A 12,935-nucleotide genomic window follows, 5' to 3' on the forward strand; every position below is an offset into this window, starting at 1 on the left:
GCGGTGCCGTGATCAACGCTCAGTGATCGATACGGTAAAAGTGAGCGGCGTTGTCGAACAGCATCTGCTGGCGCGCGGTGTCACTGGTGTGCTCCAGCAAGCTGAAGTATGCCTGCCACAGTTCGGTGTAACTGCGGTACAGCTTGTCCACCGGGAAATTGGAGCCGAACATCACCCGCTGCTGGCCAAAGCAGTCGATGACATGACGGGTGATCGGGCGCAGGCTCTCAACAGTCCAGTCCGGTTTGAACATGCCCAGCCCGGAGATCTTGCAAACCACGTTGGGCAGCAGCGCCAGCTCACGCAGTCCCGTCTTCCAAGCCTCCCAGCCACTGCCGCTTTGCTCCCAGGGGGAGCCCGCATGGCACAAGGCCACCGGTAGTTGCGGCAGGCGGCGCAGCACTCGCAGTAGAGCCGGCATCTGCTGTGGCACCATCTGCAGGTCAAAGCTGAGCCCCATTTCCATCAATGCGCCAAGGTTCTGCTGCCAGCGCGGGCTGTCCAGCAGCTGCCCGCTGCCGTTGCGAGCATCCTCGGAGCTGTGACGCCCGACAATCTGGCGGATTCCGCGCATACCGGTGAACTGCCGCTGCGCCTCGAGCTGCGCGGGCGCATCGTCCGCATCGAGATCGCAAAAGGCGATCAGTGCGGCGGGTTGTTGCGGCAGTCGGTTGAGCCAGCGGCTTTCGGCCAGCCCATCCGCCGCGCCCACCTGCACATGCACCGAGTGGGTGGGACGGAAGCGCGCCGACTCGCCGAGGAAATCCTCCATCAGGTAGTTTTTCTGGATAGGGGTCGGATCGCCGAAAAAGCGTTGCTCGCCGCGGGCCATCAGCCAGGGGTAGTGCACCGCCTGCAAGTCCCAGAGGTGATGGTGGGCATCGATGAATTTCGGGTTATCTAGGGTCACGGGGCCTCCGTCGCAATTCCTGAGGCGCAGCTTAGCGGATTACAAAAACATCTTGTATCAATTTTGCATTCGAAGTACATTTTGCCCTGACGCAATCAGAACTGTGCGGAGACAGGCTTCGCCGCCAGAAAAATAAGATGGAGTGAACAGACGATGACGAACGTTTGGACAGTGGAAAAAATGGCCGCGGAGCGGCTGGTGCGCTACCAGGAGCTGAAGCCCTGCCGCAACGCCTTCGTGGACACCTACACTCCGGGCAGCGATCAGAAAGAGAATTTCACCATCATCGGCCCCGGTGTGGCCGAGCATCCGGACCAGCACGTGCATATCGCCGAGCCTCACGGCTTTAACATTGGCGGCGCGCGCCAGCCGAACGGCTGCCTTAACTCCCAGCACAGCCACGAGACCGAGGAAGTGTTTATCGTGCACAGTGGCCGCTGGGCGTTCCGCTGGGGCGAGTACAGTCAGGACGGTGAGGCGGTGCTCGAGGCCGGTGACTGCATCAGCATCCCGCCGCGTGTGTTCCGCGGTTTTGAAAACGTCGGCGACGGCACCGGCTACCTGTTCGCGGTGCTGGGCCGCGATGACCCGGGCCGCGTGACCTGGGCCCCGGACGTGTTCGAAAAGGCCAGGGACTACGGTCTGGTGCTGCTGGAGGATGGCCGTCTGGTGGACACTACCAAGGGTGAGAAGGTCCCGGCCGGCGTGCAGGCGATGAAGCCAACCGACCAGGAGATGATCGACGCGCACCGCCGCATGACGCTGGTGGAAATGTCCAGCTGCGTGGTGCCCTATGCGGAGCAGACCCGCTTTGCCGGCTCCGACTTGGCCGCGCAGGGTGAGGGTATGAGCGAGAGCCCGCTGATCGGCATGTCCAACCCGGAAGAGGGCATTGCAGCACCCAAGCTGGCCTGGCGTCACGGCTTTGCCCTGCGCCGTTTCGATTTTGCTCAGGGCGGCAGCACTCCGACCTATAGCCGCGCGGAAGAAGAAGTGATCTACCTGTTCCGCGGCTCCCTGACGTTTGTCTGGGATGGTGGCGAACTGGCGCTGGAAGAGGGCGATGTGCTGACCGTGCCCAAGGGGCTGGCGCGCTCCCTGGCGAGCCCGGACTGCGAGTCGGTGGCTTATATTGTGCGCGGTGCGGATTACCCCGCAGCGGCGGCACTGCTGCCGGTTGAAGCCGAGGCCTCGGTGGCCTGATCCAAGTCCCAGACTCGCGATGTACAGACAATGCATACAACAATAACGAAATTGTACGGGGCCGCGGCAGCGGCCGCTTCCAATAATGGTGATCTCGCCAACGCGATTGTCCCGCTGCTTACCGAGGAAGCGATCTTCTGCGCGGCTCACCCGATCAATGACCTGCAGGGGCCGGTGCAGGTGGCCGAGTACTTCTTCTCGCCGCTGCTGGCAGCCATGCCGGATCTCGAGCGAAAGGAGTACATTGCGGTCCCCGGTGAGTTCCAGGGGCAGCAGTGGGTGAACGGTACTGGCTACCTCGTGGGTACCTTCGCCGCGGACCTGTTCGGTATCCCCGCCAGTGAGGCGCCGGCTTACCTTCGCTATACCGAGATGGTGCGTTTCGAGGGCGAACGGATCGCTGAATACTATGTGATCCTCGATTTCCTCGACCTGATGGTTCAGGTGGGTGTGAATCCGCTGCGCCCGGGACTCGGTTTTGCCGGCTTGGTGCCGCCGCCCACTGATAGCAGCCTTGGACTGGTGCCGGGGTCGGAGGAAGAGGGCCGGGCCAGTATCGAGCTCATCGAGGCGATGCTCGACTGCCTCGGCGGGTATGACGGCAAGTCCCTGCACAGCATGGAGCTGTCCGAGTACTGGACACCCGACTTTATGTGGTACGGGCCGGCCGGTATCGGCACCACCCGCGGCATCGACGGTTTTCGTCGCCAGCACCAGGGACCGTTTCTGCGAGCCTTCCCCGATCGGGTCGTCGATCGCAAACAGAATCTGGTCGGCTGTGGCAGCTACGCCTCCACCGGCGGCTGGCCACACATGACCGCGACGCACAGTGGCGAGGGCTGGCTGGGCCTCGCGCCCACCGGGCGCACCATCAAGCTGCGCGTGATGGATATCTGGCGTCGCGAGGGCAGCCTGCTCAAGGAAAACTGGGTGGGGATCGATATTATTCACATGCTCAAGCAGCTGGGGCTGGATGTTTTTGAGCAGGTGAGCCAGCTGCAGGAGCGGGGGCAGCGCTATGTCTGAATTTGGTTTACTCAACTGGGTAGTGCTTAGTGCCTACCTTGCGGTCAGCATCGGCATCGGTGCCGCGATGGGCCGCAAAGTGCATTCTTCGCAGGAGTTCTTCCTCGGTGACCGCAGCATCCCCTGGTGGGCGATTGGCATCTCCGTGGTCAGCACTTACGTCAGCGCCCTTACATTCCTCGGCGGGCCGGCCTGGGCCTACACCGATGGCCTGTCGGTGATGGCGATTCACCTGAACTACCCGCTGGTCATTTTCCTCGTGATCTGTTTCTTCCTGCCGTTTTTCTACAACAGCGGCGTGGCCTCTATTTACGAGTATCAGGAAAAGCGCTTTGGGCCCGCTTCCCGCTGTGTCATGGCGGGTGTATTCCTGATTTCGCAGACCCTGACCACTGCAGCGGTGCTCTATGCGACTTCGCTGGTGCTGGAGTTCATCACCGGCGTGCCGGTGGAGACCTGCATCGTGATTGTTACAGTGGCAGCGCTGCTCTATACCATGATGGGCGGTATCGCGGCGGTGATCTGGACCGATGTGCTGCAGGCCGCGATCCTGTTTATCGGCGCTTTCATCATTGTGTTTCAGCTGTTGGACGAGATGCCGGTGCCCCTGACTACCGCGCTGTTCGAGCTGAAAGGGCAGGGGATGACCAATGCCATCGTCACCGATCTGGATTTCTCCAACGTGACCACGGTCTGGTCCGGTGTGATTGCCATGACACTGTTCCACGTGACCATCTACGGTGCCAACCAGATGATGGTGCAGCGCACCCTGGCGGCGAAGAACATCGGTGATGCCAAGAAGTCGTTCATGATGATGGGCTACGGTGCCTTCTTCATCTACTTCCTGTTTATCTCCCTCGGTGTGTTGTTCTACTTTTTTTACCAGGGCAGGGAATTCGAGAACGGCAACACCATCATCCTGCAGTTTGCGGCGGAGTATGGTTTTCCTGGCTTGATGGGCCTGATTGCGGCGGCAGTGCTGGCAGCCAGCATGTCGAGCCTCGACTCGGCGCTGAACTCCATGTCGACGGTTTCCACGCTGGATTTCTACAAGCGCTTTTTCCGCAAGGATGCGGACGATCGGCACTATCTGGTGGTGTCGCGCCTGTTTACCATTTTCTGGGCGGCGCTGATCATCATTCCGGCGATGATGTTTGCCTCGAGCAGCGGCAGTATCCTCGAGATTTTGAGTAAACTCGGCTCCTACTTCGTGGGTGCCAAGCTCAGTATGTTTGCCCTGGGCTTCTTCACCAAGAACACCACCGAACGCGGCCTACTGGTGGGCGTTGCGGTGGGCTTCGCGGTGCTGATCTACGTGGCCAACTTTACCGACGTGGCCTGGCCCTGGTATGCCGCTATTGGTGGGGTGGTGAACATGGTGGTTTCCTATGTGGCCAGCCGCGTCCTCGATGGCACCCAGGCGGAATACTCTGAGTACACCATCGCCGGCCAGAAGAAACTGTTCGCCGAGAGCGGCCGCGCGGAAAAAGAAGGCAACTGGTATGTACTGCCAGGGAGGGTCGACCGCCAGGCATACGGGTTGCTGGTGTTCTTCGCCCTTTCGGTCGCCTTCCTAGTGTTGTTTAACCAGGCCATTTCCTGAAATTGATTTTGCGGGGGCACCCGGTGGTGTACCCGCTTTTGTGGAGTTCGTTCAAGCCATGAAAGACTATTTTGACAATGCGCCCGCCAAGGGGCCCGAAGGCGACCTACGTGGATTCGACCCGGAATTCACCGACATCGTCGATTACATCCTGCGTATTACCTACCGTATCTGGGAGGGCAAGCAGGTTGGCCTGTGCCACGACTACTACTCGGAAGACTGCCCGGTATATACCCTGGGCGGTTATGTGGAGGGCGCCGAGGCAGTGATGCAGAACACCCTCAAGACCCTGTCTGGTTACCCGGATCGCACTTTGCACGCGGACAACATCATCTGGGGTGGCGACGATGAGACCGGGTACCACTCCTCGCACCTGATCTGCTCTAACATGACCAATTTGGGACCGAACGAATTCGGCCCGGCCACTGGCAAGCGGGTGCAAATCCAGGTGATCGCGCACTGCGTGTGCAAAGGCAACAAGATTGTCGAGGAGTGGTTGGTGCGCGATAACTATTCACTGGCTGAACAGCTGGGCTACGAGCCATTGGAAGTGGCCAGCGAACTGGCGCAGAAGCCGCTGGACCCATCCGGTAAGTTTGCCAAGTGGCTGGTCAGCGAGCACAAGCGCGTTTCCGCTAGCGGCCGCGAGCGTGTGGCCTATCCGTCCGTGGCGGAGGACCGCGCCGCCTTCATCGAGACTGCGCTGCACAATATCTGGAATGCGCGCATGCTCGGTGACTGCAATCTCGTGTATGCGGAGAATGCTCGCCTGCACGCCTCGGCCCGCGATGACCTCGAGGGCGTGACCAATATCTCCCGTTTCTACATGGAAATCCTCGGTGCCATGCCGGATGCGAAGATTTCTGCGGATTACAGTTGTGTGAATTCCATGAACGACAGCGACCCGCACGCGGCGGTGCGATGGGTGATCGCCGGCCACCACACCGGCAACGGCCGCTGGGGCGAGGCAACTGGTACGCCGCTGGTGATCCTGGGAGAGAGCCACTATCGCTTCGAGGATGGCAAGGTGGTCGAGGAGTGGCTGGTATTCGACGAGCTTGCAGTCCTGACCCAGGTGCAGCGCGCGCGCTTGGCGCAGGCGGCAAGCCAGGAATAACACCTGGACCCCCTTGCGGTGGATGGGGTGTCCGCGTGCCGCAGGCAGGGAGCCAGCGGCGCAGATCGGTCGGCAGGTCGTCAGGATGGGGCCGGACTGGCAGGTCGTCTTCTGCAAAAAGTTTTGATTACTTTTTGCATTCGAAGTACAAGGTGCATGGAAATATGGTGGTGATATATTGCACAGCCTCTGAATTCCACGCGACGCAGGATGGGTTGCGCTTTGCACGTTGGAGTAGATCGTGTCTTTGATAATAAAGAGAGCAAAGCTATGTACAACGATAACAACCGCGTCTTTCGCCGCAATGTGCTGGCGGCGTCTATCGTGGCGACCGCTGCCGGCAGCCCGGTGGCTTTCGCGCAGGACCAGGAACAGAGCCGCACCGTCGAGGAGGTGATTGTCACCGCGACCAAGCGAGAAACCAGCTTGCAGGACACGCCGGTGGCAGTGACTGCGGTGTCTGGCGAAATGCTCACCGAACTGGGTATCCAGAGCAGTATTGACCTGGTCAAAGTGGCGCCGGGTCTGAAGGTGTCCTGGCAGGGCCCCTGGCCCAGCTTCAAGATGCGCGGCGGCGGTGTGGCCGGCCTGAACGGCCCAGCAGTTCCCTTATACACCAATGGTCTGGCCGGTGGCACCAGCTGGGCTGGCTGGCTGGATGTGGAGCGCGTGGAGGTGATGCGCGGCCCGCAGGGCACCCTGTACGGCGCCAACACCCTGGGCGGCCTAGTGAACATCATCCATAAGAAGCCCGATACCGAGGCCTTTGACTACGGTGTCACGGTAACCGCCGGTGATTACAACCTGCTGAAGCAGGAGGGTTTTGTAAACCTGCCGCTGTCCGACAAGCTGGCCGTGCGCCTGACTGCCAGCAACACCGACCAGGATCCGCTGATTGAGAACAAGGGCAACCCGGAAGGCGGCCTGCGCGACGAAAACAACAACTATGTACGCGCTCAGCTGTTCTTTGCGCCCACCGACACTGTGGACATGAACCTGTCATACAGCAAGTGGCATAACGACTCCATGGGTAACGCCAACTACGGCTACCACTACGTGGGCATCCCCATCAATTCCGACACCGGCCGTGCGTCACCCTTCGGTGATGTGCTGGATCCGCGTAAGGGTACGATAGCGGGCAATGAGGCTGCTGGTGGGCGCACCTACCACAACGGCAACCCAGCCACCAACCCCACTGGCTATTATGAAGTGGATGGTGATTTCGAGAACACCTGGCAGAACGACACCGAGACACTGGAGTTCGAACTGAACTGGGACGTCGGCTTCGCTGACCTGACCCTGCGTGCGCGCCACAGTGAAACCGAGAACCTGAATGTCTGGGATGTGGACCAGAGTGACGCAATCGATCCCGCCCTCTGGGACCCGCGCACCTTCGCCGACTCCGGCTGGGTCAGCGGTCGCCGCTGGACTGGTGTGATCGACGGTAACACCGGCGTGAGCGAAGGTGATCAGGTGGATGTGGTGCTGAACTCCAATTCCGACGGTGCTTTCCGCTGGGGTCTGGGTTTCTACTGGGCTGACGCTTCTGATCCGGATAAAAACAACGGTACATACGTCTGGGCCTATAACGACGCCAATGACATGAGCGCCAACTACGTGCCCTCGTGGACCTACTGGGACTTCTACGGCAGCAAGTCGCGCGCCATATACGCCAATGCGGAATACGATCTCACCGAGGATCTGACCGTCTCTGCCGGTGTTCGCCGCCAGGAAGACTCCGGTTTTGGTTACCGCAATTACAGCGCCGACCCCGACTGGTGCTGGTGCTACTACGCCCCGGCCTCCTACGTGAAGCCGGTTTCCGGCTACACCGATGCCAGTTACTACACAGAAACGGCGGAGTGGTCCCGCAACGAGTACAACGACGTCGGCCACACCGACTACAAGCTGGCGTTCAACTACGTCCTGAATGATGAAATCAACTTTTACGGCAGCTTCTCCACCGGTTACATTCCCGGCGGTGCCTCGGGTACCCAGATCCTGGACCCCAATGAACTGGATGCCTTCGAGTTTGGTATGAAGTCAGACCTTCTCGACAGCCTGCGCCTGAACATGGCGCTGTATCACAGTGAGTACACCGGGCTTTCCTACACCGTGTACGAGCAGACGGCAAACACGATTCTGTCTCGCCAGGAGTCCGGCGGTAGCCTGACTTCCCAGGGCCTGGAGGTGGAATTGCTGTGGCTGCCCACCGATGCACTGAGCATCAATGCGGGCCTGGTGTTGGATGACACCACCCTGGACGAGTATGCCCTGACCGAGTCGCGCTTTTTTGAGGGGCCCTACAATGAGGAGGGTGGTTACTACCCGGTCAGGGTCGGCCGCAGCGGCTGGTTCGCCGACGGTGACACCGATCGCCCGGTTGCGCCCCCGACCTATATCCTGGACGGAAAAGAGGCCGCTTTCTCGCCGGGTTACATCGTGAACCTTGATGTGGCTTACATGGTGGACCTCGGCGATATGGGTACCCTTACTCCGGGTATCACCCTGTACCATCAGGCTGACTACAAGACCATGAACGAGGACTTCCCGTTCAGCCGCCAGGACGGTTACACGACCGTCGACCTGCGCGCCACCTGGGAGACGCCGGTTGAAAACCTGGCTGTGAAGGCCTATGTCAATAACGCCACCGATGAGTTGTACAAGGTTTCGCAGAACGTGTTCAGCAACGGTCGCATCATGGCAGACTATGGTCGCCAGCGCACCGCAGGAATCCGTGTAGGCTACAACTTCTAAGGGGGCTTTCCCTCTCGGCCAGGGATGGCTGTTAAATTGAAAAGCCACGTCACTATGCGTGGCTTTTTTCTTGGCCCTTTCCCGACTCACTTGTTGGCGCACAACGTTCGATCACCATGCAATTTCAAGATTTACTGAAATCCGGACTTTCATTCTACCGCCAGGGCCAACAGGCTGAGGCTGAGCAAAAATTCCGCGCGGTTCTGGCGCAGGATCCCAGTCACGTGGCGGCACTCAACCTGCTGGGGATGCTGTGCGTGAACAGCGGCCGGGCGGAAGAGGCGGTTACGCACATATCCAGGGCGCTGGAAGTCCGGCCGCAGGATCATCAGGCGCTTAGTAATCTCGGCCTCGCCTATCGCAAAAGCGGGCAGCTCGAGCAAGCGGAGAAAAGCCTTCGCAGTGCGTTAAATATCAATGCGGAAAATCCGCCAGCATGGAACAACCTAGGCAGCGTGTTCAAGGACACAGGCCGATTCCAGGAGGCGATCAAGTGCTTTGAACAAGCATTAAAAAGAAACCCCAATTTCCCACTCTGCTGGAGCAACCTGGCGCACGCATTCACCGAGCTGGATCGATTGGAAGATGCTAAGCGGGCCGCAGAGCGCGCACTGCAGCTCGATCCTGCCTTGGCAGAGGCGCACTACAATCGCGGCGAAATCTGCCGTCGGGCATCGCAATATAGCGAGGCCGCCAAGGCCTACGGAACCGCCTTGCAATACAACCCTGACTTTTACGAAGCTCTGCTCGGTCTGGCCACCGCACAACGGGAGGTAGAGGACACGCAGGCGGCCCTGGACACCCTGCAGCACCTGCTACAACGCAAGCCCGACCACGCCCAGGCCCATTGCAGTCTGGGGGTCATTTATGAACAGGCCGGCGACAAGCCTCGCGCTGTGGAATGCTTCAAAGAGGCTATCCGGCTGGCTCCCGACGTCATTACGCCCCACTATCACTTGGCGCAAATGAAGGGTCGCACCAGCACGCCAGAGGAGTTGACGCACATGGAGCAGCTGCGTTCCCGGCCGGGTATTGAAGACGATGAGGCCGATGCTGCGTATCTGTATTTTGGCCTGGCGGAAGCCTACGATAAAAATGGCAAAGTCGATAAAGCCTTTGCCGCGTGGGATAAGGCCAACAACTTCCGGGCCAGGCGGTTTCCCTACGATGAACAAAAGAGAACGGCAGACAAAGATGCACTCCTGGCGAGCGCCAGACGATTCAAAACACTGGCGGATACCTTCGTCGTCCCGGGAGTCTCTCCCCATATGCTCTTTGTCATCGGCATGCCCCGCTCGGGTACTTCCCTGACCGATCAGATACTAGCATCGCATTCTGCAATTGGTAGCCTGGGCGAGGTGAGCCTGGCTTACGACATGACAAACCGGGTCAAAGAGCTCACCGGGACCGCCTATCCGGCAGGGATGGGCCAATTGACTGAACAACAGCTGGCGCAGCTCGCCGGCGAATATCGACAACGCATTCCGCGCAAATTGGCAAGTTCGTGCATTGTGCTGGATAAAACGCCGATGAATTACCAGTGTCTCGGATTGCTCGCGGAAGCTTTTCCCGATGCCCAGTTCATTCATTGTAAGCGCAATCCCATTGACAACTGTTTCTCGATATTCAAGCTGCCCTTTGCTCACAACCAGGAATACTCCCACAGCCTGGCGGCGCTGGCGCATCACTACCGGCTGTATGAAGACATGATGGGCTGCTGGAGAGATCTTTATCCCGACCGGATCCTCGATGTCCGCTATGAGGACACCGTTGCCGACTTGGAGTCGCAGGCACGACGCATGGCGGCCTTTATTGGTATCGACTTTGAGCAGGACATGCTGTCTTTCTATGAGGCGAAACGGCAGGTCCGCACACCCAGTGCCAGCCAGGTGCGTCAACCTATCTACAAGAGTGCAGTCGGAGCCTGGCGTCCCTATCAGAAACACTTGCAGACACTGATTGATGCACTGGGCGAAAAATAGCTTCGGACGCCTGGTCCGTGGCGATCTATTGGCTTCGCGGTCCAGTTCGGTCTTGCCGGCGTGAGCCAAACCTGAACCGAACTTGCTGATATCAGGACGCCTTCAGGCCGCTCTGCAAGTGTTCCGCCAGGCGCACCGCCGCCTGAGAAGGGCGCCGGCTCTTAAAGTGGAGCCCGATAGCGATTTCACCGAGCTTGGGCAGGTTGCGCGAGGGGCGGAGTACACGCAATGATTCCGGCACGGTACTACGAGTGAGGGCAGTGATGCCGAGTCCCGCCTCGAGTGCTGATTGAATGCCACTCAGATCAGGTATCGTAAAGATGTTTCTTGACTCAATCCCGGCTGATTTCAGTACCGACTCCGCGCGTTTCCGGTAAACGCAGCCTTTGGGGGCGAGAACCAGCGGCAAAGGCTTGAGCAGCTGGGCTGAATGCTTGTGGCTCGCCACCCAGACGAGGTCATCCTTGATCACTAGTTTACCGTCGGTCTCCTGCGATTCTTCCTGTAGCGCCAAAATAAGGTCAAAGCTGTCACGACGTCCTTTAGCGAGCAGGTTACGGCTGAGGTCACTGGTGATCTCCAGTGACACATCTGGATAGCTTTGGGAAAAATTCCCGATAATTCGCGGTAGCAGTGCGCTGGCGAACTCACTGGGGATGCCAAGGTGCAATTTCCCGGTGACAGAGTTACCGCTGAATTCGAAGACCAGCTCATCATTCAGGGCGAGTATCTTCCGGGCCTGCTCAAAAACCCGTAATCCGCTTTCGGTCAGGTTGAGGCTTCGTCCGGAACGCAGGAGCAACTGTCGTCCAAGTCTTTCCTCCAGTTCCTTCACCTGGCGGCTGATGGCTGGTTGGGTGCGCGCAAGCAGCTCAGCAGCCTGACTGAAGCTTCCACTATCGACTACGGTGACAAGCGTCCTCAGCCACTCTGTCGGAATATTCTTGTGAGATAGTTGCATAAGAAAATGTTATATAAATATTAAAACTATAAACTTAAAAAATTCTATCAGTGCGGATAGCATCGCTCAATAAATAATAATCAAGGAGCGGTAAATGGATCCCGTTGAGACTTTTCTAAAGACAACTGACTCAGAAATATTTCAGGCGATTGAGGCTGAGCGCGAGCGTCAGGAAGCGCATATCGAGCTGATAGCTTCAGAGAACTACGCCAGTAAAGCCGTAATGGCTGCACAGGGATCGGTCCTTACCAACAAATATGCGGAGGGATATCCGGGCAAGCGCTATTACGGTGGCTGTGAGCATGTTGATGTGGTCGAGAGCTTGGCCATTGATCGGGCGAGAGCACTATTCAATGCTGAGTATGCCAATGTCCAACCTCATTCTGGTTCCCAGGCCAATGCGGCGGTCTACATGGCCCTGCTCAAGCCTGGTGATACTTTTCTGGGCTTGTCTCTCGATCATGGTGGCCATCTAACCCATGGGGCGAAACCCAATTTCTCCGGCCGGATCTACAACGCCGTCCAGTATGGACTAAACGAACAAACGGGAGAGGTGGATTACGGCGAGGTTGAGCGGCTGGCGCTGGAGCACCAGCCCAAAATGATCGTGGCTGGCTTCTCTGCCTATTCACAGGTGATGGACTGGGCTCGTTTCAGGCAGATTGCTGACAGGGTGGGAGCCTACCTCTTCGTGGACATGGCTCATGTGGCTGGCCTGGTTGCAGCGGGGCTGTACCCCAACCCTGTACCGATTGCAGATGTGGTGACGACCACTACGCATAAGACCCTTCGCGGTCCACGCGGTGGGCTGATTCTGTCCCGCGATGCAGAAGGATTGGGCAAGAAGTTCAACTCATTGATCTTTCCGGGTATTCAGGGCGGTCCGCTTACGCAGGTGATTGCCGCCAAGGCAGTTGCGTTTCGCGAAGCCCTGTCTCCTGATTTCTCGGCTTATCAGCAGCGAGTCATCGCCAATGCCAAAGCAATGGCATCGGTATTGATGGCCCGCGGTTTTGACATCGTCTCCGGCGGCACGGAAAACCATCTGATGTTGATCGATCTGAGTAAACGTGGCTTTACCGGAAAGGCAGCTGATGCGGCGCTTGGTGCCGCTAATATCACGGTCAACAAGAACACTGTTCCCAATGATCCTCAGTCCCCGTTCGTGACCAGTGGTGTCCGCATCGGGACTCCGGCAATCACGAGTCGAGGCATGGGTACCGCTGAAGCTGAACTGTTGGCCACCTGGATATGTGACATCCTCGAAAATCTTGACGAATCCGAGAAGCTGCAAGCCGAGCAGGATCGGATTCGCGTGGCAGTGAAAGCGCTGTGTGCGCGTTTCCCGGTTTACGGTTCTTGTGGCGAGGCCTGAA

The 12,935-nt window shown here is 58.6% G+C and carries 9 protein-coding genes; 7 read left to right on the plus strand and 2 right to left on the minus strand.

The features are described 5' to 3' along the window. Positions 1 to 19: 19 nt before the first annotated feature. On the minus strand, positions 20 to 910 hold the full coding sequence (locus AWR36_RS01965) for an amidohydrolase family protein (RefSeq protein ID WP_067104417.1): 891 nt from the start codon (positions 908 to 910) through the stop codon (positions 20 to 22). A 153-nt stretch (positions 911 to 1,063) separates the two neighbouring features. On the opposite strand from AWR36_RS01965, the gene AWR36_RS01970 reads away from it, so the two are divergent. From AWR36_RS01970 to AWR36_RS01995, 6 genes are all read left to right on the plus strand, one after another. After that, entirely contained in the window at positions 1,064 to 2,113 is a 1,050-nt protein-coding gene (locus tag AWR36_RS01970; protein ID WP_082679338.1) for a cupin domain-containing protein, read from the plus strand. 30 nt (positions 2,114 to 2,143) lie between these two features. Beyond that, positions 2,144 to 3,139 (plus strand): ester cyclase, encoded by a 996-nt coding sequence (locus tag AWR36_RS01975; protein ID WP_067080195.1) that lies wholly within the window; start codon positions 2,144 to 2,146, stop codon positions 3,137 to 3,139. Next, positions 3,132 to 4,742: a sodium:solute symporter gene (locus AWR36_RS01980; RefSeq protein WP_067080198.1), complete on the plus strand. Its 1,611-nt coding sequence runs from the start codon at positions 3,132 to 3,134 to the stop codon at positions 4,740 to 4,742. Before AWR36_RS01975 ends, AWR36_RS01980 begins: the two co-directional genes overlap by 8 nt. 58 nt (positions 4,743 to 4,800) lie before the next feature. Further along, positions 4,801 to 5,859, plus strand: a complete 1,059-nt coding sequence (locus AWR36_RS01985) for an ester cyclase (protein ID WP_067080201.1) — start codon at positions 4,801 to 4,803, stop codon at positions 5,857 to 5,859. A 270-nt stretch (positions 5,860 to 6,129) separates the two neighbouring features. After that, the gene (locus AWR36_RS01990) at positions 6,130 to 8,616 is read left to right on the plus strand and encodes a TonB-dependent receptor (protein WP_067080204.1); all 2,487 of its coding nucleotides are present in this window, start codon (positions 6,130 to 6,132) and stop codon (positions 8,614 to 8,616) included. Between the two features lie 116 nt (positions 8,617 to 8,732). After that, positions 8,733 to 10,598, plus strand: coding sequence for a tetratricopeptide repeat-containing sulfotransferase family protein (locus AWR36_RS01995; protein WP_067080207.1), 1,866 nt, complete (start codon positions 8,733 to 8,735; stop codon positions 10,596 to 10,598). A 91-nt stretch (positions 10,599 to 10,689) separates the two neighbouring features. Here AWR36_RS01995 and AWR36_RS02000 read toward each other — a convergent pair whose 3' ends face one another. Further along, on the minus strand, positions 10,690 to 11,559 hold the full coding sequence (locus AWR36_RS02000; protein WP_067104419.1) for a LysR family transcriptional regulator: 870 nt from the start codon (positions 11,557 to 11,559) through the stop codon (positions 10,690 to 10,692). A gap of 94 nt (positions 11,560 to 11,653) precedes the next feature. Between AWR36_RS02000 and glyA the strand changes: the two genes are divergently transcribed. After that, positions 11,654 to 12,934, plus strand: a complete 1,281-nt coding sequence (glyA, locus tag AWR36_RS02005; RefSeq protein WP_067080213.1) for a serine hydroxymethyltransferase — start codon at positions 11,654 to 11,656, stop codon at positions 12,932 to 12,934. Position 12,935 lies beyond the last annotated feature (1 nt).

The organism is Microbulbifer flavimaris (assembly GCF_001641755.2).
In the GTDB taxonomy this organism is placed as follows: Bacteria; Pseudomonadota; Gammaproteobacteria; order Pseudomonadales; family Cellvibrionaceae; genus Microbulbifer; species Microbulbifer flavimaris.

Coding starts and splice junctions, on each gene's coding strand:
- AWR36_RS01970 (WP_082679338.1), top strand. CDS start 1,064: ATGACGAACGTTTGGACAGTGGAAAAAATGGCCGCGGAGCGGCTGGTG.
- AWR36_RS01975 (WP_067080195.1), top strand. CDS start 2,144: ATGCATACAACAATAACGAAATTGTACGGGGCCGCGGCAGCGGCCGCT.
- AWR36_RS01980 (WP_067080198.1), top strand. CDS start 3,132: ATGTCTGAATTTGGTTTACTCAACTGGGTAGTGCTTAGTGCCTACCTT.
- AWR36_RS01985 (WP_067080201.1), top strand. CDS start 4,801: ATGAAAGACTATTTTGACAATGCGCCCGCCAAGGGGCCCGAAGGCGAC.
- AWR36_RS01990 (WP_067080204.1), top strand. CDS start 6,130: ATGTACAACGATAACAACCGCGTCTTTCGCCGCAATGTGCTGGCGGCG.
- AWR36_RS01995 (WP_067080207.1), top strand. CDS start 8,733: ATGCAATTTCAAGATTTACTGAAATCCGGACTTTCATTCTACCGCCAG.
- AWR36_RS02000 (WP_067104419.1), bottom strand. CDS start 11,559: ATGCAACTATCTCACAAGAATATTCCGACAGAGTGGCTGAGGACGCTT.
- glyA (WP_067080213.1), top strand. CDS start 11,654: ATGGATCCCGTTGAGACTTTTCTAAAGACAACTGACTCAGAAATATTT.